Origin of the sequence: Providencia sp. wls1916 (genome assembly GCF_009706585.1) — a bacterium.
GTDB classification, from domain to species: Bacteria; Pseudomonadota; Gammaproteobacteria; order Enterobacterales; family Enterobacteriaceae; genus Providencia; species Providencia lanzhouensis.
Genome location: NZ_WLUL01000013.1, coordinates 20,336 through 43,330, shown reverse-complemented (window position 1 = coordinate 43,330; position 22,995 = coordinate 20,336). Strand labels below are relative to the sequence as shown.

The following is a 22,995-nucleotide window of genomic DNA, read 5'->3' as shown; positions in this document are numbered from 1 at the left end:
CACGTAAGATCTTGGAGGTTTTTAAAATATGCGAAAATCATAATCTGAAATTTATTACTTTATTGATAGCCGTATAACGAATATTTATACTGCAAAGATTAAAATCGGAAATCCTTTACTACTAAAGTGGCAGACAATTTAGTACTATTTGACTTAAAATGATTAATGCAAAGTTTTAATTTTAATCATCATACAAACCTCCGACTTGCTCACCAAATCTTTGATACTAAAATAACTATCACGTTAGAAACAAAAAAAAGAAAATAGAAATCAAAATATTTTGATCTTTATTAAGATGCCATGAATATACATATTTCATAAAATCATAAAAAAATTGATCAAATAACGATCTTCCTAGATTGATGTCTTTATAAAATAAATCAAAAACCAAAAACAATTAAGCTAAATCACAGAGATTAAATATAGAAATCCTGTATTGTTAATGTTTTATTTTCTATTTTTTTGGGTTTATATATTGAATTAATCAAAATTAACAATAAATTACATTGATCAAAAACAATACACTAAAATTTACATTTGTTATAACATTGCAGGAATTTAAATTTAAGCCATTGAAAATGAAAAAATAATTCTTTAGTTAAATATTTAAAATTAATAATCGTAAACATGTAGATATTTTAGACGTCATTTTGGGACTAATTGAAAACAATTATAAGGATAGTATATCATTCAGTGAGTGGCACTTGAGGGTCACTATATATTTAGCCCAAAATTAAAATGCGCAGATTATATTAAATCACTTTTATAAAATCTGAAAATTCACATTGATTGTTATCTCAACAATATAATTTAATAGAGAATATTTATGAATAGAAAATTTCCTGTCGCTTATGCTGTCGGACAAAAAATCAAGTCATTAAGAAAGTCTCAAGGTTATACTGTGTTTCAATTAGCACGAGAATGCAATATCAGTGAACAACAACTATTCCGTTATGAACGAGGTGTTAATCGTATTGATATTGATTGCTTAGCTAGAGTAAAAAAAATATTAGATGTTAATATCAGTGATATATTTTGTGATGTATTTCAAGACAATCAAGATACTAAATACGAAAATAAAATCCAAGAATCAGTTGAATCTTACGCATAATATGCGTAATCGGTATTCCGTATTAACTTCAACTATTTTTTGATTTAAAAAAGTCCATATATGATGCTCTTGCATAAAAAGTAAAAGCCTATTTTAAGGCTTTTACTTTTTATTTTACCTCGAGCTCTGTTTTCCAATATTGGCGCTTTCCACCTCTGTTTGCGATTTATCACCACAAGCACTACCCTATACGCAGTTTTATTCACCCATCTGCGAAAAACCATGTCACAGCCAACTACATTAATACAGCGATTCGGATTTGATTCTGACCGTTTACGCTTTGCAATAATCACCGCCTGCGCATCCATTCTTGCACTATTTATTGCTGAATATGCAGGACTTACTCACCCCCAATGGGCAGCAATGACTGTATGGGCTTCCGCGCAACCTTGGCGTGAAAACTTATTAGAAAAAAGTTGGTGGCGTTTTGCAGGTACTGTTATTGGTGTCGTTGCTGGCATTGCTCTCATTCAAATTCACCTAATCAGCCCATTATTATTTGTGATCAGTTTAGCGGGGTGGTTAGGTGCATGTAGCGGTATCGGACAGCTACAAAAAGGCTTTGTAGCCTACGGTACTTTTTTGGCAGGTTACTCAGCGGTGATGGTGAGCATGCTTAGCGTTCATGCCACCGATAATATTTTTGCCGTTGCATGGGATCGATTTTGGACTATTTTAGTTGGCGTATTATGCGCAGTTTTGTTTAACTTTTTATTTACCCCTAAACGAGAACAAGCCTCTATCATCGCGCTCAAACAACAAATTGATCAGCAGTTTTACCAGATTTTTCACCGTTCTTTATATAGAAAAGAGTCTATTGAACAACAGGACATTGACATCTTATGGCAGCAAATGGCCGCCTATGATGAGCAGTTAGAAGCCAACCGTATTGGATGGCGTTATCACCGTAAACAAGTCGTAAAAGCCCGCCAACAACTACTCGCGCAAAGCCAGATTTTGCTACAACTTGATACGTTTAAAGGGATAGCTGCATTTCCATTCCCAGCAACACAACCGACTGAATTACAATGGAAACATATCCTATCCCTATGCCCGAATGGCGTATTGAAAAATCTTCTTATCCCACTGTTTTACGTGTCAAAAGGGTTAGCTATCAAGGCAAAATACCGGGTAGATAAGCTAAAGCTCCACCATGATCGCATTGCTGCTTGGCAAGCTTTTGCGCGCTCGTTCGTTGCCATTGCCACCGTAGGCTTACTCTGGCTAGTGACCCAGTGGCAAGCACTGGCATATTTAACTCTCGGGTTATCGGTGATGATCGCTCTGTTCGCATCCCTCGATTACCCCGCTAGGTTTATGAAAAACATCTTCACAGGACAATCTTTCGGAGCACTTGCCGCGTTGATTTGTACTTGGTGTCTATGGCCATTTGCATCATCATCATGGCAAATGACCTTATTCATTGTGCCCGTCATCATCAGTGGAATTTTGGTTTTTGCCCACAAAAAACTGATTTTAATTGCCTTTGATTACATCATGGTCTCTTTGATCTTACTGCAACCAAGCTACCCTTTTACCTTAAGTTTTCCAGAAAGCCTCGGTAATGCCATCGCCATTATTTGTGGACCGTTAGTCGCGATGGGGGCTTTTTATTGGATTTACCCAACAAATCCGAAGAAACGTTACCAAAACCTTATTTTACTCAGTGAACAACAATTTAAATTAGGTCTTAATAAGATTATTACCGGACAAAAACCATCAACATCACAGATGAGCCATCGCCTATTTAGCGGGTTAATATTGGCGCGTAAAAGTGATTATCCATTTGATAGAACAATACAATTTTTTGCCGTTCGCCACGCTATTTGGCTCAATCTGATGCAAGTTTATAAACAGTTTTCTACCTCTGAATCACACAATCGAGCCCTAAAAGGACTCGTTTTACGTTTGCAGCACCCACAGCCTAATGTTGAAAAAATTCACCGCCTGTTGAAAACACTATTACGTAGACAACAAAACAGTGCTGAATTACGTCAATTGTATAATGATGTTCATCTCTACTTGCATTATTTAGAAACTAACAATTGAATATAAAAAATAACAATCAGCGAGAGATTGAAAACAATAAAATAAATTACCGTTCTAAATTGATTAAAAAAAATAAATCTCTTACTTAAATTATAGAACCCCAAAATATCATCAATAAATAATGAAAAAATCGAGGGTTAATTTAAAAAATATTTAAATTAACCCTTAATAACTTCAATCTGTTACAAACGTAAAATTTGTTATATTTTCGTTTAATATCAGTAATTTGATAAATATCATGCAACCTTCTTTTTTTCATACTTCTGTTTGACTTACTCCATTTCTATTTGCATAGTAGTACTCATAATAATTTTTATACTTTTCTGCTTTTTATTTTCAATCCTATTTATTCCAACACATTTAAATATATCTGATTACAATTTATGAAAGAGGTTTTCATGACTAGGGAATTATTTTCTACTAATGAAATGAAATTATTATTTGAAAAATTAGCATCCTTTACTGTTTATCCTGAAAATAAAGGTGTGACACGTTTGGCTTATACACCCACAGACCAATTGGCACACCAATACATGATAGAAACCATGCAAAAAGCTGGGTTTACTGTTCGCCAAGATGCGATAGGGAATATTTTTTGCCGATTACCGGGAAAAAATCCCGATTTGCCTGCTGTTGGCACTGGCTCTCACTTGGACACGGTTCCTAATGGTGGTGCTTATGATGGTACACTTGGTGTCGTGGCAGGATTTTATGCGCTGATGCAGTTTAAGCCACAGCAATTATCCCGCTCCCTTGAACTCGTCATTTTCAGGGCGGAAGAATCCAGCCGATTTGGTTTTTCCTGTATTGGTAGCAAAGTGTTACTTGGGAAAGTTGATCGTGAAAAATGGGCTCTCAACCGAGATGATGATGGACGCAGCTTTTTCGATGTCCTCGATAGCCTTGGTTATCCAAGCCACGAAATTGAACAGTGCGAATTGGCTGATAACCATTATTCAGCTTTTATCGAAATGCATATCGAACAAGGTCGGCGCCTTGAACTTGAAGGAAAATCAGTGGGAATTGTGAACGGAATTGCCGCTCCAACCCGCTTCCAAGTTCAGGTTACAGGGCATGCAGATCACTCCGGCGCCACCCCAATGTACCAACGCCACGATGCATTAGTGGCCAGCGCCGCCATAATCAGCGATGTGAACCGAGCGGCTTGCCGTGAATCTGTATGGGGAACCGTCGGTACCATTGGGAAACTCAATGTATATCCAAATTCCATGAACGTTATTCCCGGTGAAGTGAACTTCTTGGTTGATATTCGCGGCATTGAACCAGAAAGTATTGCCCGCGTTGCCACTCACTTGAAAAATTCCATTAGAAAATCTGAACAAGACAACGATGTTTCGATTCAAATTCGTGAAATTTCAGCAGAAGCACCAGTGAAATTAGATAACGAGATTTGTCAGTGTATTGAACAGCATTGCCTTGAACAAAACATCGGTTATATGACCATGTTGAGCGGTGCGGGTCATGATTCTATGAATCTCGCCCAAAAATTCCCAACCGCAATGATTTTCACACCATCAAAAAATGGAATTAGCCATCACCCTGATGAATTCACTGATTTCGACGACATCATTATTGCCGCTAATCTATTGAAAGATACCCTGTATTCATTAGCAAAATAAAGCCTTAGCGAAATAGAAAAGCCGCTGGGAGATTGCTCTCTCAGCGGCTTTTTCCTATCACCAAAAAATTACATTAATGACACCAAACATCCGGTATACAGCTGATAGGCTGTTAACATCTGTTTTTCATCAAAATCAAAATTAGCTTGGTGATGCCCTGCGGTTCTGTCAGCACCGACAACAAAATACAGAGATTTACCCCCGTGACGCTGGACGCGTTTTGCCAAAATAGTGGCATCTTCGCTACCACCAAACGGTCGAGTCGCTACTGCAGTTAATTCCCCATGTTGCCCTACCACACTAGCCAAGGTGTCAATCAACTCTTGGTCATTGGTTAAATCAACCGCTTCTCCCATCACTTCACTTTCCATTTCTAGCTGGAAGCTGTGTGCGGAGCCTTCTGCCATGCGAATCGCATTTTCGCTCATAAAGCGGTTAATCTCTTCATTTTCGCCGCGGACTTCTATCTGCATTTGAGCATAAGATGGCGTCACGTTTCGCCCTTCACCGGCATTCAGTACCCCAACGTTAATGCGCGACATTCCTTTACCGTGTCTTGAAATTCCCAACATTTGCGTTGTAGCATGACAAGCGCCGGCTAGCGCATTACGTCCCAATTCAGGCTCTGCTCCTGCGTGGGATGGTGCACCTTTGAAGCGAAAATCCAGTTTTGTTGTGCAGAGGAAATGGGTTGGGTTAATCACAATTTCACCGCTATTGGCAATGAACCCTAAGTGCGCCCCTAAGAAATAATCCACATCATCCACAATGCCACTTTCAGCCATCGCTCTCGCACCACGAACGCCTTCTTCCGCAGGTTGGAATAACAATTTTACTTTGCCAGATAAGCTCTCTTTATTTGCTACTAGCCAATGCGCGACCGCTAAACCAATCGCGATATGCCCATCATGACCACATGCATGCATTTCACCAGGATGACAAGAGCTAAAATTATCATTTTTTGGGCGATGGGTTTCATCAGTACTTTCTGTCACACCGACACAGTCAATGTCAAAACGCAGTGCGATTGTCGGTCCTGCTTTGCCACTATCGAAAATGGCAACACACCCTGTCAGCTCCTGCATTTCAGCCAGCAGATTTTCATCAACTTGGTGCTTTCTCGCCACCGCTAAACCTTTATCAACCACTTTCTGTTGACGTCCAAAGGCATATTCAGGATTGATCACCTGCGGACCCACTTTGACGTCCAAGTTTAAACGACGCAGTTCTTCAACGATTTTTGCTGTGGTTAAAAACTCAGACCAACCAATTTCAGGGTATTGATGGAATTCACGACGCCATTGAGTCAGTTGTTCTAATGTAATATTTGACATGTTATCTCCTTAAAATTAAAGCATGATGAGCGCAATGAAGATCACCCCAACAATCATGCCAGGCGCAGTACGCTTCACAATTTCCATCGGGTTCACATTGGCTAAACCTGCACAGACGATAGCCGCACCTGCTAACGGTGACATGGTTCTACCCAATGCGCCTGAAATTGCAGAAGCCATCCCCAAATCAGGAATTTCATAACCAAATTGCTGGGCAAATGGTGTTACCGTTTCGTTGAAAGCAAACGCGGCCGCATCACCTGAACCCGTGATAATTCCCATTAAGAATGGGCCCAATGTCCCTCCCCAACGTGCAAATTCAGGAGAGTGGATCAGAAAACCAATAAAGGAATCAATTAAGCCAGATGCTTTGAGACCCGCAGAGAAAACTGCAGCAGCGATGATGATCCCAAGAACATCCCCATAGGCATTCCCCATCCCTTTAAAGAACTCTTTAGTAATGGTTGAAGGGTTAGTTCGCGTGATAACTAACGCATAAATTGCCCCAATGACCATCGCTGCTGGCACACTAATTTGATACGCTTTCAGCGCATCCATAAATGGCAGAATTAATAGGATTAATGGAATAAACGGCGCTGTCGCGTAAAGATAATTTGGCTGTTCTGCCGCTGCATTTTGTTCTGTGCCCGCGGTGCCATTCACTTCGACAACCGCTTTCATGTTGTACTCTTTTTTCACTAAAGCAACGATAGCTAAGGAAACGGCAGCGATGCCTCCAACTGCTAAGCTGTATGGTCCGTGGCGAGCAATTAAGTCAACAATACTCATGTTCGACATCTGCGCCACAAATGGGTTATGTGACAACCCAGGGCTTAGCATAGAACCTATCGTACCGCACAGCACAGCACCACCAGCAATAGCTGGGTGAATACGTGCAGCAATCAGTAACGGAATCAATGTCGCACCAACCGCGGCGGCACATCCAGCCGCAGAAGGGATCGCAATATTAATAAAGAAAGTCAGTACGACTGCTGCGGGGATCAGGAAAAAACCCAGTCGAGTCAGAACACGAGATAGCACCAGTACTAAATGTTTATCGCACTTGGTGTATTTCATAACATAGGCAAAACCCATACTGGAACAAATGGCTTGGATCAGCGGAGCCGAAACCATGCGCTCGCTAAATGCATTTAAGGCATCCATTGGCACGAGGCTAATAATACAGAGTACTAGCCCAGCAGCAATTAATACCATCCGAGTTTCATATTTTTTAATTAAAAGATAAATTGTAGCAACGATAACTAATGCCGCGATAATTTGTATTATCATGACTGACCTCTTTTATTCCCTGGAGAAATAGATAGAACAAATAAAGAAAAGAATGAATTTTTAATTGGTAATTCATTGTGAACTTTAATTGTTTTATTTAATTGAGGGATATCAATTTTAATTCCCTATCTGGAAATTAACCCTCATTTTGTGATCAGCGCGATGTTTACTATAAAAAAATCATTCAAAATTAAAAAATATCCTTTAAAAACATAATCATGATCAACCAGCAAGAAACATTAAATTCCGTCAAAATGACGATAAAATTAACGTTGTTATCATTTTGGTAATATTGAAACTCTTTTTTTACTCTTTACTCATTAAATAATTAAATATTAAATTACGTAAATAATTAGATTTATAAATATCGATTCTCATTTAGATTAAAATCATATTTTACTCAAAAAAAGGAGTAATAAATTCCAATCAACAATTTAAATGCGTAATAATAAATAAAATATTAAAATTTGTTTGAACATTATATTTTATTGAATAAATATAAATAAAAAAAACGAATCATTGATACCCACACATTCGGAAGTCTTTTATCTTAATTTTACGTTTTTTGTTTGTATCATTGGCTATTCTAACCGCTGGTTTTTATCGTGACTTTATCTCACCCCATCAAGCTGTTTACCGCCTCACGCCCTTTCCAGTTACGCTACAGACTAGAATAAAAAATGAGCAAAAACACAATTCATTAATTCTTTTTAAGCATGTGCGAAACCGTTTGCTTTTTATTTTTACGGCTATAGAATTCGTCAGATTTTTTTGGCCAGAGGAAAGCTACAGGAGGCAATTGTGTCCGGTGATAAAAATTATAGTCATGAGCCAGTACCCATATCCGCAAGAAAAGGCGGGCTCGCATTAACCTTTGTAATGCTGGGTTTAACGTTCTTTTCCGCCAGCATGTGGACCGGAGGCGCTCTCGGTACCGGTCTTAGTTTCAACGATTTCTTCCTCGCAGTTCTCATTGGTAATCTTATTCTTGGTGTCTACACCGCCTTCCTTGGTTTTATCGGTTCTAAAACAGGCTTAACAACCCACCTTCTTGCACGTTATTCTTTCGGTATTCGCGGCTCTTGGCTCCCTTCTTTCTTACTTGGCGGTACACAGGTCGGCTGGTTCGGTGTCGGCGTTGCCATGTTCGCCATTCCCGTTGGTAAAGCAACAGGCTGGGATATCAACTTACTGATTGGTATTTCCGGTATTTTGATGACCGTCACAGTGTTCTTCGGTATCTCCGCGTTAACCGTGCTGTCCATTGTCGCCGTTCCTGCCATTGCTATCTTAGGAAGCTACTCCGTATATCTTGCTGTCACTGATGCCGGTGGTTTAAGCGCTCTGCAAATGGTAAAACCGGAACAACCAATCGATTTCAACCTTGCACTGGCGATGGTCGTCGGCTCGTTTGTCAGCGCAGGAACCTTAACCGCTGACTTCGTACGCTTCGGGCGTAAGCCGAAAATCGCGGTACTGGTGGCCATTGTGGCGTTCTTCTTGGGCAACTCACTGATGTTTATCTTCGGTGCGGCGGGCGCAGCTTCCTTAGGTATGGCGGATATCTCCGACGTAATGATCGCGCAAGGATTACTCTTACCAGCAATTATCGTTCTTGGTTTGAACATTTGGACAACCAACGACAACGCGCTGTACGCTTCCGGCTTAGGGTTCGCCAACATTACAGGCTTATCCAGCAAGACGTTATCCATTATCAACGGTTTAGTGGGCACACTCTGCGCACTGTGGCTGTACAACAACTTTGTTAGCTGGCTAACCTTCTTATCCGCAGCCATTCCGCCGATTGGTGGCATTATCATTGCGGATTACTTAATGTATCGTCATCGCTATGCCACTTTTGACATGAGCAAAATGCGCGATGTGAATATCAGTGCGTTAATCGCCGTGGCTGCGGGTGTTGCCGCAGGACATTGGCTACCGGGAATTGTCCCTGTTAACGCAGTGCTTGGCGGCGCTATCTGCTACGCCATCCTGAATCCATTATTGAATCGCGTACGCGCCACTAATTCGGAGATGACCCGTGCTTAATCAACATATTCAACATATCCACAATGTCCGTTTACCTGAGCGTGAAGGTCTGTGGCGAATCGATATTGAAAATCAACAAATTAAAGCTATCGTTCCGCAGCCCGCAGGTGAAGTACTCGCTAATAGCCTTGATGGTGAAGGCGGCTTAGCCATTCCACCATTTGTTGAGCCACATATTCATTTGGATACAACACAAACCGCTGGGCAGCCAAATTGGAACCAGTCTGGCACCCTGTTTGAAGGGATTGAACGCTGGGCCGAACGCAAAGCGATGCTAACCCATGACGATGTTAAACAGCGCGCTTGGCAAACTCTAAAATGGCAGATTGCTAACGGTATCCAACATGTTCGTACCCACGTTGACGTTTCCGATGCCACTTTAACAGCACTGAAAGCCATGCTGGAAGTGAAAAAAGAAGTGGCACCTTGGGTGGATATGCAAATCGTTGCTTTCCCACAAGAGGGGATCATGTCCTATCCAAACGGCGAAGAGCTATTAGAAGAAGCGCTACGTTTAGGGGCGGATGTGGTCGGGGCTATCCCGCATTTTGAATTCACCCGTGAATATGGTGTGGAATCCCTGCATAAAACCTTTGCACTGGCACAAAAATATGACCGTTTAATCGATGTTCACTGTGATGAAATTGATGATGAACAATCACGTTTTGTCGAAACCGTTGCCGCCCTTGCTCACCGTGAAAATATGGGCGCACGCGTTACCGCCAGCCATACAACGGCGATGCACTCTTACAACGGGGCATATGCTTCACGTTTATTCCGTCTGCTGAAAATGTCAGGGATTAACTTTGTCGCCAACCCGTTAGTGAACATTCACTTACAAGGTCGTTTCGATACCTATCCAAAGCGTCGAGGGATCACCCGCGTGAAGGAAATGCTCGCCGCCAATATTAATGTCTGCTTCGGTCACGACGATGTGTTCGATCCATGGTATCCACTGGGTACCGCAAATATGCTGCAAGTGCTGCATATGGGTCTGCATGTTTGCCAATTGATGGGCTATGGTCAGATTAATGATGGTCTGAAGCTTATCACTGAGCACAGTGCAAAAACGTTGAATTTGCAAAATTACGGTATTGATGAAGGGAAACGTGCAAGCTTACTGATCCTGCCTGCTGAAAACGGTTTTGATGCTGTACGCCGCCAAGTGCCAGTACGCTATTCCATCCGCGATGGTCGCGTCATTGCCACTACGCAGCCAACCGTGACCCAAATTCAACTCGACGATGTCGAGACAATTCGTTACGGTTATCAGCCACATAGCGAAAACTAAGTATTACCCCAACACGGGGCTTGTTGAGCCTGCAATCAATGAGTTCCCCGTGTTTTTTTCCCCTGAAATATCTTCATATACCTCATTTTTATTGCTAAACCCCAGACTGTTTCTTTACAGTAAAAGTTTCTTTAAGATGAATTAAGTCAAATAAAACGATTGCTGGGTTTCCATGAGAATACTATTAATTGAAGATCACCTTAAAACCCAAGGTTGGGTTAAAAATGGCTTAGAAGAAGCGGGTTTTCTGGTGGATGTCGCTAATGATGGCCGTGATGGACTCTACTTTGCTTTAGAAAACAATTATCAATTGGTTATTCTCGATATCATGCTGCCGGGTATGAGTGGCTGGGATATTTTAAAAATCTTACGCACTGCGAAAAGTATTCCCGTTATTTGCCTCACGGCGCGGGATGCCGTAGATGATCGCATTAAAGGCTTAGAGCTCGGTGCCAATGACTACCTTGTGAAACCATTTTCGTTTTCTGAATTATTAGCGCGCGTTAAAAACCAACTCAAAGTGAATCAGCCAACCTCGACAACCATGACAATTGCGGATTTAAAGATAGATCTGACCCGCCATGATGTTGAACGCGGAGGAAAGAAAATCATCTTAACCCGCCAAGAATTTTCTTTGTTGCTATTTTTCGTGCTGCATAGCGATGAAATTTTACCTAGAACCTTAATTGCCAGTGAAGTTTGGGGCATCGATTTTGACAGTGATACCAATATCATCGATGTCGCCATTCGTCGATTGAGAAAGAAAATTGATGATGAGTTTGAAGTTAAGCTTATCGAAACCATTCGAGGGATGGGATACCGCTTAAATAGGCCAATAGAATGAAAAAAAAGTCGCTACGCTTTAAACTTATTTCCCTGTTTATCATTCTAATGGTCGCTAATGCTGGCGTCGTGACATGGGTTTTATATCACTCGCTGAAGAATGAGCTGTCTGAACAAGATAATAATTTGCTCGTGAACCGTGCGGAGCAGCTCGCTAAATTAATTTCGGGTGGCATCGATATCAAAACGCTGCCGATGTATTTCCAAAGCATGATGGACATGCGCCAAGATTTGATCCAGATTTCTGATGCGAGTGGGCATATACTCGTCGCGACTAACAGCGAACTTCTGGATACCCAACCACTGCGGCTAGTAAACCTTGAGCAGCTCAATATCCATGCCATCACCCATTGGCAAACCGCACAAAACATTCCCATCTCCGCGGTCTATTTCGCCATGAACTCACCATTAGGGCAGCTCCATGTGGTACTCGGTAAAGTCTCCGTCGACCGCAGCGGAGTATTAACCCAATATTTAACCCAAAGCGTGCTGGTGTCTGCCCTCTCAATATTGTTGATGGGATTACTGAGTTTATGGTTACTGAAAAAAGGGCTCTCCGATATTCAATCACTGAGCCAGATCACGATCAAAACGGACGTACATGCGCTGAATGATCCGATCGATATTGATCAGCTTCCACAAGAGTTAAAAGAGCTGGGCGAATCAATGAATACCATGCGCCAACGGCTAAAACATGACTTTGTTAAACTAACCCAGTTCGCCGATGACTTAGCCCATGAGCTAAGAACGCCCATTAATGCCATTCGAGTGCAAAATGAAATTACGCTCCAGCGTTCCCGCAATGTGAGCGAATATGAAGAGGTCATCATTAGCAATATTGAAGAGCTTGATAAGCTGGCACAGATGATCCAAAGCACGTTATTTATTGCTCGTGCTGAAAATAAAAACATTACGTTAAATCGAGAAAATCTCTCAATCTCAGGGTTAGTGAATGATGTTTATGAACTATTTTCGGCTTATGCAGAAGAGAAGCAGATTACGCTTTATTGTGAGCCTTCAACTCTCAGGATTGATGCTGATCCGGTATTACTGAGCCGTGTATTCATGAATGTTATCGCTAATGCGATTAAATACTCTCACCCAAATACTCGCGTGGTCACCCAGATCATTGAGCTTCCCCAGCAGAGAGAAATCCGCATCACTAACCAAGGGAACTCCCTACAAAATAGCGAGGAAATTTTCACCCGTTTTTGGCGCGGAGATAATGCCAGAACCACGGAGGGAACTGGATTGGGGCTGGCGATTGTCAAAGCGATTGTTGAACTGCATGGCGGTTCGGTTAGTTTTAAACACGAAGCAGGTACCAGCACCATTACGCTAACGTTTCCTACAATCTAAAATCTCCTACAATTAAGTAAGATGACAAATTTGTCATCTTACTGTCAGCCACTTTTATCACGCATTCGGTATAACTGATTTCATTCTTCTTTTTGCTATGGAGCGCACAATGAAAAAGTTACCTAAAATCCCCGGCTCTCAAATCACGGATGAATCCATTTTTTTTATGAAGCGCCGGCAGCTACTCAAAGCCTTAGGTCTGGGGGCAGCAGGTTTAACCGTTGCAGCGACAGCAAATGCGGGCTTATTTTCTTGGCTAAGTGACGATGCGCCAGCAACGCCCTCAGCGCCAAGAAAAGCACTGACATTTATTCAACCTGAAGAGTTTCAGTCATCGTTAACCCTGACACCTGAAGATAAAGTGACTGGCTATAATAACTTTTATGAGTTTGGGCTAGGAAAATCTGATCCAGCTGAAAACGCGCATACCCTCATTACCGACGAATGGACAGTAACCATTGATGGGGAAGTGAATCGTCCTTTGACCCTTAATTTAGATGATATCAACGCCAAGTTTCCCCTAGAGGAGCGTATTTATCGCATGCGCTGCGTCGAAGCTTGGTCGATGGTTATTCCTTGGGTGGGCTTTCCGTTAGCCAAACTATTGGCATTGGTGGAGCCCACCAGCAAAGCCAAATATGTCGCCTTTGAAACTCGTTATGCTCCCGAACAAATGCCAGGACAAAAAAAGCCGTTATATCGGCGGTGGCTTACCTTATCCCTATGTTGAAGGGCTACGTTTAGATGAAGCCATGAATCCGCTAACCTTACTTGCCACTGGCGTATATGGAAAAACATTACCCAATCAAAATGGCGCACCGATCCGCTTGGTTGTTCCTTGGAAATATGGTTTTAAAGGAATTAAGTCTATCGTCAAAATTCGCCTAACCGAACAGATGCCAGATACCACATGGAACCTATCCGCGCCCAGTGAATATGGTTTTTTTGCCAATGTGAACCCGCAAGTTGATCATCCTCGTTGGTCGCAAGCGACCGAGCGTTTTATTGGTGCGGGGGGTTTAGGTCAAGTAACCCGACAGCCTACGTTACTTTTTAATGGATACGCAGACCAAGTCGCGAGCTTGTATCAGGGAATGGACTTGCGGAGATACTTCTAATGCCCCAAGAAAACAGGCTATTAGTGAGATTAACCAAAGGAGGCTTTCATCTTATTGCTCTGCTTCCTTTGGCATGGCTGATTTTTTTAATTGATACTCAGCGACTTGGCGCTGATCCCGCTAAAGACATCCAACATTTTACGGGAATAGCCGCTTTGCGTTTGCTCATCGTTATCGCACTGATCCCCGTTATCGCTAAATTATTGCGATTTACCACGCTGTTTCAGACACGAAAATTACTGGGATTATGGTGCTTTTTCTGGGCTCTACTGCATTTGAGTAGCTATTTATTATTGGAGATTGGCGTCAATAATTTATCACTCTTTTTTGAGGAGGTTTTTTCGCGGGTCTACTTAGTGATTGGCGCCATGGCTTGGCTATGCTTATTTTTGATGGCGGTGAGTTCGTTCAACCGCATACGAATGAGCCTAGGTGTATGGTGGAAAAGAATTCACATGCTGCTTTACCCAACACTATTACTCGCACTTTGCCACTATGCTTTGTCATTAAAAACCCTAACGCCTGAGCCAGTGATTTACTTAGTATTAGTGGGTGCTGCTTTTGCTTATCGTGTTTGGAGCCAACAAAAACAGCCGATCATACCTTAGGATAAATTGGCGATCCCCAAGATCGCCAACCGACTCATCAGCGATAAAAAATCAGTTTTTTATCCACTTCAATATTCATCGAATCCTGCCAAGCCACCAACGTTAAATGCGCTAACTTACTCAGCCCCACATAAAAGGGAGAATCGCCTTTTTCCTGCATTTTATCTAAATACAGCAGGCCCCACGGCAAAATATGTTTCCCTAATAATTCAGAAAGATTTTCAGGTTGATGTTCCGCCACCCAAGCCACCATCATCATCAATAAACCAAAATGGTCCTCGGGTTCATTTTGGGTTAAATGAATATCAATTTGGTTGGCTTGCATCCACTCACGAAGTTGCAAGGTAGACTCACCAAACAGCACATTTTCTTTATCAAGCCAGACCGATCCCCATGGTGGAGAAGGGAGTGCGTAAGGACCAATAAAGAGGCGTTGATAAGCTTCATCAAGGGTTTCATCATCACGTTGCATTGTCGCCATCTCTGCGGCAATCCCTTGTTTTTGCTCTTCAGAGCCGTAGTGCCAATCTGCAACCCATTCACCGGATACCAATAATTCGATAATCTCAGGCACTTGGTCAGGGGAATAATAGAATGCCGCACCAAGGATCCGAGCTGTCACAGAAACGTCATTTAAAGCGAATTCGTTCATGGTGTGTAATCCACTGTTCATGTGTTATTTGTTGTTTTGCTTATTATTGATAAAAATTCTTGGGAACGAAAGGCTTAGCAATCATCTGCTAAGCCTCAGACCATTTCCAAACCCATCAGGTTTGGAAATGGCTCGTTTGGGTTGTAACATTAACGAGGAAAATCAATTTATTGATTTTCGCCTGATAACACAAAGAGGGAAAAACCACGCTTTTATCCCTCTTTGTCATCAACCTTAGGCTTAGCAACCATCTGCTAAGCCTTTGAGGTGATGATTAGTTAACTGCCATGCCCACGGTCATGTGCAGACCATAGAACACACCGCGTCCAACAATCTCACCCGCCAACACTAACAAAGTACCGATACCCAAGTTGATGACGGATGGATTACGTTTTGCGATTAACGGCATGATCCAGCAGCCCAGCCCCATCGCTACGGCAACAATCTTAATATCCATTAAGAAACCGTAATCAGGCACTAAATCCGTTGCTTTTTGTACTGCGGTTTCAATGCTCGCCAAGTCAAATCCTTGAGAGATTGCGGCGGCTGCACTCACTAATAATGCTATCGCACTCAATGCAGGGAGACGACGAATGCATTGCAGGTCAAACCCAGCAACACGCAATAGCAATGCGGCTAAGATAGGTCCGCCCAAGAATGCCGTTAGCACAAAGTTGATCATGGTGTAGCTGTTATTCCATGTTGGTACCGTTGGGATTTGGTACACACGGGAAGTCGCCACCACAAAGATAGCCGCAAGAACAGCTACCACCACTAACCACAGTTTGCCTAGCGCAGCAGGCATTTTATTTAACACTGCCAACAACCAATACAAGCCACCAAAGGCAAAGAAGATTGCACCACTGGCAATTTCATTACTCAGTGAAGAAGCCCCTAAGCGATTGAAGGCATTAAATGCACGCAGTGGTGTGCCCATGTGCATCGTGGATAATAAGAAACCAATCCCCATTAACACCCACAAGCCAAACATGCTGTAATGCACTTTACGGTTAAGTTCAGGGGATAGTTTTCCACTTAACAAAACCGCTGCCATCACAATAAATGCACCCGCAACACTTTGACCAATAACGGTGAAAAACATCAATGGCCATTCATGAATTCCCGCGCCCATATTAAACTTCCTCCGGGTTAGCCAGATGACCCGTGGTATCACCGACAGGTTTGCTATTGGCATTCAATTTTAAAACGATATTTGGATGAGTATACTCAGCCGATGGTAACGGTGCGATTTCCGCTAAATCGCCATATTTAGCGCGTAGCTCTTCAATCGGCGCCATATCCAATGCGCGTAATGGGCAAGATTCCACACATATTGGTTTTTTGCCTTCTGCAACACGCTCATAGCAACCATCACACTTGGTCATATGACCTTTGACTTGGTCAAACTGAGGCGCACCGTAAGGGCATGCCATACTGCAATAGCGGCAACCAATACAGACTTCTTCATCCACCACCACAAACCCGTCTTCGCGTTTGTGCATCGCACCACTTGGACATACTTTAGCGCACGCTGGATCATCGCAGTGGTTACACGAAATAGACAGGTAATAGGCGAAAACATTCTGCCCATAAACGCCATCTTGCTCAGTCCAATCACCGCCCGCGTATTCATAAATACGGCGGAAATTCACTTCTGGAGATAAATTTTTAAAGTCTTTGCAGGCTAACTCACAGGTTTTGCAGCCAGTGCAACGACTTGAATCGATATAAAAACCATATTGCGTTGACATATCTGGCATCCTTAAGCTTTCACAACTTCAACAAGATTAGAGTGTGATGGGTTTCCTTTCGCCAGTGGCGATGGACGCTGCGTGGTCAGCACGTTAATGCTGCCCGCATGGTCAATACGGTTACCATCTGGGTCATACCATGCACCCTCTCCTAAACCAACCACACCCGGTAAAATACGCGGGGTAACTTTGACTTTGACACGCACTTCGCCTCGGTCATTGTATACGCGGACTAAATCCCCATGTTTCAGGGAGCGTTTCGCCGCATCTTGTGGGTTGATCCATAACTCTTGAGGACAAGCCGCTTTCAATACATCCACGTTGCCATAGGTTGAGTGGGTACGTGATTTATAGTGGAAGCCCGTCAACTGTAATGGGAATTTCTCCATTAATGGGTCGCCATACTGCTCAAACCCAACGGAATAGACTGGCAATGGATGGATAACATCTCCCTCTTCCAGCTCCCATGAGTTTTGCAGCTCCGCTAATTGTGCGGAATAGATTTCGATCTTGCCTGATGGCGTGGTTAATGGATTCGCAATCGGATCTTCACGGAAACTTTGATAAGCCACATGGTGACCTTTAGGATCACGTTTTTTGAAGATACCTTGCTCACGGAACTCTTCGAACGTTGGCAGCTCAGGTAATGCTGCGCGAGATTGTTCGTATAAATGACGTAACCACTCTTCTTGGGTACGATTTTCAGTAAACTGCTCACCGACACCCATGCGTTTGGCAATTTCGCTGGTCATTTCATAGATATTTCGGCTTTCAAAACGGGGTTTGATAGCTTGGTCAGCAAAAATAACGTAGGACATATTCCCCGCGGAAGCATCCATACAGAAATCCATTTGCTCAGAGGCAGTACAGTCTGGCAGTAAGATATCGGCATATTTTGCAGAGGCGGTCATGTGGTTATCAATCACCACAATCATTTCGCACTTCGATTCGTCTTGCAGGATATCGTGGGTACGGTTGATTTCTGAATGTTGGTTAACTAAGCAGTTACCTGCGTAGTTCCATACCATTTTAATTGGCACATCCAATTTATCTTTACCACGGACACCATCACGGGTAGCCGTCATTTCAGGACCACGCAGGATAGCGTCTGTCCACATAAACATGGAAATGCTGGTTTGCACTGGGTTAGTTAAGGTCGGCATACGCACGAATGGAATACTGTAAGAGCCTTCACGAGCCCCCGTGTTACCACCATGAATACCGATGTTACCGGTTAAAATCGCCAGCATTGAGATAGCACGAGACGTCAGCTCACCATTCGAACGACGCTGAGGACCCCAACCTTGCACAATATACGCAGGTTTTGCGGTACCAATTTCACGGGCTAATTTTACAATGCGATCTGCCGGAATACCGGTGATGGATGACGCCCATTCAGGGGTTTTCGCTTGACCGTCAGGACCATCACCCAGGATATAAGCTTTGTAATGCGCATTTTTTGGTGCGCCAGCTGGCATGGTGGTTTCATCGTAGCCTACGCAATATTTATCTAAGAATGGCTTATCCACTAAGTCTTCTTTGATCATCACATACGCAATGGCGTTAACGAGCGCCGCATCAGTACCCGGACGAATTGGGATCCATTCATCTTCACGCCCTGCACCCGTATCGGTGTAGCGAGGATCGATGATGATCATTTTCGCGTTAGATTTTTCGCGTGCTTGTTCAACATAGTAAGTCACCCCGCCGCCGCTCATACGCGTTTCGCCAGGGTTGTTACCAAACATCACCACTAATTTAGAGTTTTCGATGTCTGAAGGGCTATTACCATCTGCCCAGCCACCAAAGGTATAATTCAGACCTGCCGCAATTTGTGCGGTACTGTAGTCGCCATAATGATTTAAATAACCACCACAGCAGTTCATGAGGCGAGCAATCAAAGTTGCGCCCGGTGGCCATGATTTTGTCATGGTACCGCCAAGAGTACCTGTACCGTAGTTCAGGTAAATGGACTCATTGCCATAATCTTTAATTAAACGCTTCATGTTATCGGCAATAGCGTCGAAAGCTTCTTCCCAACTGATTCGCTTAAATTTACCTTCACCGCGTTTGCCTACACGCATCATTGGGTAGCGCAGACGGTCAGGGTTATAGACGCGGCGGCGCATAGAGCGGCCACGTAAACATGCACGGACTTGATGCAGCTCTTCATACACGTCATTACCCGTATTATCGGTTTCGACGTATTTGATCTCGCCATCTACGACATGCATGCGCAATGGGCAACGGCTTCCGCAGTTAACTGTACATGCACTCCAAACAACTTTTTCATTCCCTGATGGTGTCGATGTTTTTTGCTCTGTTTCCGCTGAAGCGCTAAACGGAAGAGAAAATCCTCCCGCTGCGGCGGCTAAACCTGTCACGGCGCCCGCTTTCACAAAGCCGCGACGGCTAAGAGGAGCAAAAATAGCAGCTTTCTCTTTTATATTGGCCATATATAACTCGCTCACTTAAATTGCAATTGCTTAAAATAATAAGAAGTTTTTTCGCTAAATTTTTTTCGTTAAAACAATGGAATTAAAAAATGCAGTTTGTGTGCCATTAGCGATAAAACCGCCAGCCACATAATTAGAGGTAATTAGAGTTTTTGATTGAGTTAATAATATCAATCGGGGAACTCGAGAGATTGTCTTACATCAATAAACACATTGATAATCAACATCATCAATGTGTTTATGCCGCTTCATTCGCGGTTTATTTCACCTATTCGTTATATAATTAAATATATAAAAAAGAGATTTATAATATATAACTGTCTATATTCAAATGATTATTCAAAAATAACACGCTTAAAGCTTTATTATTTTCTGATTATTTTTATCGATATTCCTGCGAAAAGAACCCTTGATTAAAAAACATCATATTGCGCAAATTATTGTGATACCACTAATAATAAATAATAATCTTAATAAGATTGGTTTCTATTATCATTTCAAACGATTTCTCTTTCAAAATACTCATTTTGCTTTTAATTAAGAAAATATGAAAACTTAATTTTTTAATAAAGAAATTCCCTAACTACATAAAAAACCTAGATTAAAAGACTAAAAACTATTTGATTTTTAATTTGGTTTACACCCCTCGGTGGAAATACAACAATTATGATTCCATCACGCAAGAGGACATATGATGAGTGAACACCTTTCCTTTGAAAGCACGCAAGCCTATAAATTACCCATTCAAGATATTAGCTTTTACTTTGCCGGAGAGAATGAAGCTCAAATAAACAATTTAATCGGGCACTATATAAGAAAAAAAAGAAAAGAACTGGGTTTGACTGGAAGCCAAATCGCTAGCCGTGTCGGTGTCAGTCAGCAACAGTTTTCACGGTATGAGGTAGGGATCAGCAATATCACATTACCGAGATTATTTTTAATTATTAGCAAACTTGACATGGATATTGAGACTTTCCTCAACGACCTTGTCATGATCGTTAAACGACTACATACACAGGATTAAAGAGGTAGTGATAGATAATCTTTTTATTGGGTAGATTATCTATCACGCTCATATTTAATCATTTGCAATAAAAAGCATACATATCATTGGTGAAAAAGACATACCCACCACTTTTCTGAGGATAGAGAAAGATATCCATATCTAGGTTGGGGTCCAAATAAGACTGAGACAAATATTTTTCTAACTCCGAAGAGTCCGTATTATCCGAATTCAATAAAATATTTTTCTTAGATTTAATTTTAAGACTATCGCCAATCTTTATAATATCGATATAAACCTTTCTTGCTACCTCACTCTCAATACCATTTTGGCTAAACTTGCCCTTTAAATTCACCCACCCTTCATGATCGCCTAAGGTGTAAGAAATACTCAAAGAGAGTTTTACATTGTTTTCAATAGAAATAGTCCTAAATGAGGATCGACAAATAATGTCATCTGACTCATTAACCTGGTATACAGCAATAGAAGAAAGAATAATTGCTGATGTATAAACAACAGCTTTCAAGATGCTTTTTTTCATTTTTATTATCCAGCCCAATCCATGATGTAATACGAAACACATTCATTATCTTTTAACGAAAATGAATCTAACTCTCTGATGCAATAAATGATTGATAATTTATTAGTGAAATTCCGTCTTATCACATACATATATTGATAATCATCAAATGACTTTGAAATAATTTCATCTGAGAGAAATTTAGATAATTTCGCATTTAAATCCATCTGCTTATTACAGAGTATTATTTTACTATTAATTTCTCCACAATGGGTGTAGTTCGATAAGCTACTACTTTTTTTTTGAAAATCGATATAGCTAAAAAAAATTGTTGTCATCAACACAATTAGAACTAGCATAATGATTGTTCTTTTCACTTCACGATTTGAGAAACTGAGCCACACATTCTTTTTTTTAATATACCCAGAGGGATATTTAGGAGGAGTATTTATGCTGATATTTTTATGGTTTTCTACTTTTTCCACTTTAGGGATATGGATTTTTTCTATTTTCCCATCATATTTCCTATCAATTTTGTGTTTATTTCTAAACCTACTACTATTTACATTATTTATCGATGAGTTAAGAATATGTATATCATCAACAAGCCTATAGCCTCTTTTAGGAATATTCTTTATTATCTCAAAATTGTGTTCGAGCTCGCTAAATGCCTTTCGTAACAATAAAATGTTTTGATAAAACGTATTGATTGTCACAAACTTCTTTTTTTCACCCCAACCTGCACTAAATAGCTCATCTTGTGAAATAACTTCATTATCTCCATCTACCTTGTTTTTTATTAAAAATAAAAGAATATTCGCAGCTGGCGTTAAGACTTTACGTTTATCTCCATTAAGTATGTATGTGATTTTCTTATTGGTGTAGTCAAACTCAAACTTGTCATTAATTATATATTTTATACTCGATTTCATAATTTCATTCTTTATTAATATAGTAAAACATCGCCACACTATACTACCCATGCGAGTGAACCGAAAATTGAAATAAATCATAAAAAACTAAAATAAATTTGAAGGTTTTATTGAGTTTTTTAGTACTATGAATCCACAACTTATTGTTAATAATGAATATTTTTAGAATTCCATATAAATAAAAATACTTAAGTAGTTTATTTAGTTTATCCAGCTGAGGAGTGAGAGTATTCTGCATCACAGAACGAGCAGGCTCCAAAACATTCATCTCCTAATGATGTAAATGATTTTTATTATCTATCATTTCGCCTGCACAGTTCCTGACATTAAAAATGGTGAAATTTAAATTTGAATCTTTGGATATGCATATCCAGAGATTCTTAATACACATTATTAAATATAAATACTCTTATGAGGATGATTAAATGAAAAATATGTTATTACCTTTAATTTGTAGCAGCGTATTACTTAGTGGCGCTGCATTTGCAAATACAGGGGAAGTACAATTTATTGGAGCGGTAACTTCTGCAACTTGTGATATTGATACCGAAGTCGGTGGGTTAGTTAAATCTACAATTGATTTAGGCAAAATGACAACAGCAGATACCAATGGTGACTACGTTGAATTTAGTTTAGTTCCACGTACTGACGAATGTTTGAAAAAAACTAATGGTCAAGTAGGTTGGCAAAGCGCTGGATTTACTAATTCTGGTCTTGCAAATATGAAAGGAACAGCAAATGGTGTTTCTATTCAATTAACCGCAATGAACTCAACCACTCCAAATCAAGATGTAACTTATAACAGCCAAACAGTTGATTTTGGTAATGGAACCGATGCTATTGGAAATATGAATTTCAAAGCAAGAATGCTGGCAACAACAGGTCAAACTGTTACCGAAGGTACCATCATTTCTACTGCAACTTATGCAGTGGCATATAAATAATTAGTTTTATATTTTTAAATTAAGGGTCTTTGACCCTTATTACCG

The 22,995-nt window shown here is 41.1% G+C and carries 18 protein-coding genes and 1 pseudogene; 11 read left to right on the top strand and 8 right to left on the bottom strand.

Annotated elements, in window-relative coordinates; genetic code table 11:
* Positions 1-826: 826 nt before the first annotated feature.
* The 3 genes from GKR61_RS08325 (at position 827) to GKR61_RS08315 (ending at position 4,800) form a co-directional block, all read left to right on the top strand.
* Positions 827-1,111: a helix-turn-helix domain-containing protein gene (locus tag GKR61_RS08325; RefSeq protein ID WP_154599839.1), complete on the top strand. Its 285-nt coding sequence runs from the start codon at positions 827-829 to the stop codon at positions 1,109-1,111.
* A 222-nt stretch (positions 1,112-1,333) separates the two neighbouring features.
* Positions 1,334-3,160, top strand: coding sequence for an FUSC family protein (locus GKR61_RS08320; protein ID WP_154639722.1), 1,827 nt, complete (start codon positions 1,334-1,336; stop codon positions 3,158-3,160).
* 398 nt (positions 3,161-3,558) lie between these two features.
* Entirely contained in the window at positions 3,559-4,800 is a 1,242-nt protein-coding gene (locus GKR61_RS08315; RefSeq protein WP_108478659.1) for a Zn-dependent hydrolase, read from the top strand.
* Between the two features lie 68 nt (positions 4,801-4,868).
* Here GKR61_RS08315 and GKR61_RS08310 read toward each other — a convergent pair whose 3' ends face one another.
* Positions 4,869-6,134, bottom strand: a complete 1,266-nt coding sequence (locus GKR61_RS08310) for an amidohydrolase (RefSeq protein ID WP_036949898.1) — start codon at positions 6,132-6,134, stop codon at positions 4,869-4,871.
* 15 nt (positions 6,135-6,149) lie between these two features.
* The gene (gene dcuC / locus GKR61_RS08305; protein ID WP_036949897.1) at positions 6,150-7,424 is read right to left on the bottom strand and encodes a C4-dicarboxylate transporter DcuC; all 1,275 of its coding nucleotides are present in this window, start codon (positions 7,422-7,424) and stop codon (positions 6,150-6,152) included.
* 801 nt (positions 7,425-8,225) lie between these two features.
* On the opposite strand from dcuC, the gene codB reads away from it, so the two are divergent.
* From codB to GKR61_RS08275, 6 genes and pseudogenes are all read left to right on the top strand, one after another.
* A complete protein-coding gene (gene codB, locus GKR61_RS08300; RefSeq protein WP_108478658.1) occupies positions 8,226-9,473 on the top strand; it encodes a cytosine permease in 1,248 nt (415 codons plus the stop codon).
* Positions 9,466-10,764 (top strand): cytosine deaminase, encoded by a 1,299-nt coding sequence (locus GKR61_RS08295; protein ID WP_211887047.1) that lies wholly within the window; start codon positions 9,466-9,468, stop codon positions 10,762-10,764. Before codB ends, GKR61_RS08295 begins: the two co-directional genes overlap by 8 nt.
* Positions 10,765-10,936: 172 nt before the next feature.
* On the top strand, positions 10,937-11,608 hold the full coding sequence (locus tag GKR61_RS08290; protein ID WP_036949891.1) for a heavy metal response regulator transcription factor: 672 nt from the start codon (positions 10,937-10,939) through the stop codon (positions 11,606-11,608).
* Complete coding sequence (locus tag GKR61_RS08285; protein ID WP_154599836.1) at positions 11,605-12,966, top strand: heavy metal sensor histidine kinase; 1,362 nt, start codon at positions 11,605-11,607, stop codon at positions 12,964-12,966. Before GKR61_RS08290 ends, GKR61_RS08285 begins: the two co-directional genes overlap by 4 nt.
* A gap of 109 nt (positions 12,967-13,075) precedes the next feature.
* Positions 13,076-14,084 (top strand): annotated as a pseudogene (gene msrP, locus GKR61_RS08280) (protein-methionine-sulfoxide reductase catalytic subunit MsrP).
* Positions 14,084-14,692: a sulfite oxidase heme-binding subunit YedZ gene (locus GKR61_RS08275; protein WP_154599835.1), complete on the top strand. Its 609-nt coding sequence runs from the start codon at positions 14,084-14,086 to the stop codon at positions 14,690-14,692. The pseudogene msrP and the gene GKR61_RS08275 overlap by 1 nt, the downstream one beginning before the upstream one ends.
* 37 nt (positions 14,693-14,729) lie before the next feature.
* Here GKR61_RS08275 and dmsD read toward each other — a convergent pair whose 3' ends face one another.
* The 4 genes from dmsD to dmsA form a co-directional block, all read right to left on the bottom strand.
* A complete protein-coding gene (gene dmsD, locus GKR61_RS08270; protein ID WP_036949883.1) occupies positions 14,730-15,344 on the bottom strand; it encodes a Tat proofreading chaperone DmsD in 615 nt (204 codons plus the stop codon).
* Positions 15,345-15,618: 274 nt separating this feature from the next.
* The gene (locus GKR61_RS08265; protein ID WP_132496824.1) at positions 15,619-16,476 is read right to left on the bottom strand and encodes a DmsC/YnfH family molybdoenzyme membrane anchor subunit; all 858 of its coding nucleotides are present in this window, start codon (positions 16,474-16,476) and stop codon (positions 15,619-15,621) included.
* 1 nt (position 16,477) lies between these two features.
* A complete protein-coding gene (locus tag GKR61_RS08260; protein ID WP_036950397.1) occupies positions 16,478-17,095 on the bottom strand; it encodes a DMSO/selenate family reductase complex B subunit in 618 nt (205 codons plus the stop codon).
* Between the two features lie 11 nt (positions 17,096-17,106).
* Entirely contained in the window at positions 17,107-19,551 is a 2,445-nt protein-coding gene (dmsA, locus tag GKR61_RS08255) for a dimethylsulfoxide reductase subunit A (RefSeq protein ID WP_108478651.1), read from the bottom strand.
* 691 nt (positions 19,552-20,242) lie between these two features.
* Between dmsA and GKR61_RS08250 the strand changes: the two genes are divergently transcribed.
* The gene (locus tag GKR61_RS08250) at positions 20,243-20,575 is read left to right on the top strand and encodes a helix-turn-helix domain-containing protein (RefSeq protein WP_051422597.1); all 333 of its coding nucleotides are present in this window, start codon (positions 20,243-20,245) and stop codon (positions 20,573-20,575) included.
* 58 nt (positions 20,576-20,633) lie between these two features.
* Here the strand turns inward: GKR61_RS08250 and GKR61_RS08245 are convergent, their stop codons facing one another.
* Positions 20,634-21,095 carry a hypothetical protein gene (locus GKR61_RS08245; protein WP_036950393.1) on the bottom strand — a complete coding sequence of 154 codons (462 nt, stop codon included), beginning with the start codon at positions 21,093-21,095 and terminating at the stop codon, positions 20,634-20,636.
* A 5-nt stretch (positions 21,096-21,100) separates the two neighbouring features.
* A complete protein-coding gene (locus GKR61_RS08240; RefSeq protein ID WP_036950391.1) occupies positions 21,101-22,006 on the bottom strand; it encodes a winged helix-turn-helix domain-containing protein in 906 nt (301 codons plus the stop codon).
* A 425-nt stretch (positions 22,007-22,431) separates the two neighbouring features.
* Between GKR61_RS08240 and GKR61_RS08235 the strand changes: the two genes are divergently transcribed.
* A complete protein-coding gene (locus tag GKR61_RS08235; protein ID WP_154599833.1) occupies positions 22,432-22,950 on the top strand; it encodes a fimbrial protein in 519 nt (172 codons plus the stop codon).
* Positions 22,951-22,995: the final 45 nt, after the last annotated feature.

Excerpts from the sequence above, each read along its gene's own strand:
- GKR61_RS08325 (WP_154599839.1), top strand. The coding sequence starts at position 827 with ATGAATAGAAAATTTCCTGTCGCTTATGCTGTCGGACAAAAAATCAAG.
- GKR61_RS08320 (WP_154639722.1), top strand. The coding sequence starts at position 1,334 with ATGTCACAGCCAACTACATTAATACAGCGATTCGGATTTGATTCTGAC.
- GKR61_RS08315 (WP_108478659.1), top strand. The coding sequence starts at position 3,559 with ATGACTAGGGAATTATTTTCTACTAATGAAATGAAATTATTATTTGAA.
- GKR61_RS08310 (WP_036949898.1), bottom strand. The coding sequence starts at position 6,134 with ATGTCAAATATTACATTAGAACAACTGACTCAATGGCGTCGTGAATTC.
- dcuC (WP_036949897.1), bottom strand. The coding sequence starts at position 7,424 with ATGATAATACAAATTATCGCGGCATTAGTTATCGTTGCTACAATTTAT.
- GKR61_RS08290 (WP_036949891.1), top strand. The coding sequence starts at position 10,937 with ATGAGAATACTATTAATTGAAGATCACCTTAAAACCCAAGGTTGGGTT.
- GKR61_RS08285 (WP_154599836.1), top strand. The coding sequence starts at position 11,605 with ATGAAAAAAAAGTCGCTACGCTTTAAACTTATTTCCCTGTTTATCATT.
- GKR61_RS08275 (WP_154599835.1), top strand. The coding sequence starts at position 14,084 with ATGCCCCAAGAAAACAGGCTATTAGTGAGATTAACCAAAGGAGGCTTT.
- dmsD (WP_036949883.1), bottom strand. The coding sequence starts at position 15,344 with ATGAACGAATTCGCTTTAAATGACGTTTCTGTGACAGCTCGGATCCTT.
- GKR61_RS08265 (WP_132496824.1), bottom strand. The coding sequence starts at position 16,476 with ATGGGCGCGGGAATTCATGAATGGCCATTGATGTTTTTCACCGTTATT.
- GKR61_RS08260 (WP_036950397.1), bottom strand. The coding sequence starts at position 17,095 with ATGTCAACGCAATATGGTTTTTATATCGATTCAAGTCGTTGCACTGGC.
- dmsA (WP_108478651.1), bottom strand. The coding sequence starts at position 19,551 with ATGGCCAATATAAAAGAGAAAGCTGCTATTTTTGCTCCTCTTAGCCGT.
- GKR61_RS08250 (WP_051422597.1), top strand. The coding sequence starts at position 20,243 with ATGATGAGTGAACACCTTTCCTTTGAAAGCACGCAAGCCTATAAATTA.
- GKR61_RS08245 (WP_036950393.1), bottom strand. The coding sequence starts at position 21,095 with ATGAAAAAAAGCATCTTGAAAGCTGTTGTTTATACATCAGCAATTATT.
- GKR61_RS08240 (WP_036950391.1), bottom strand. The coding sequence starts at position 22,006 with ATGAAATCGAGTATAAAATATATAATTAATGACAAGTTTGAGTTTGAC.
- GKR61_RS08235 (WP_154599833.1), top strand. The coding sequence starts at position 22,432 with ATGAAAAATATGTTATTACCTTTAATTTGTAGCAGCGTATTACTTAGT.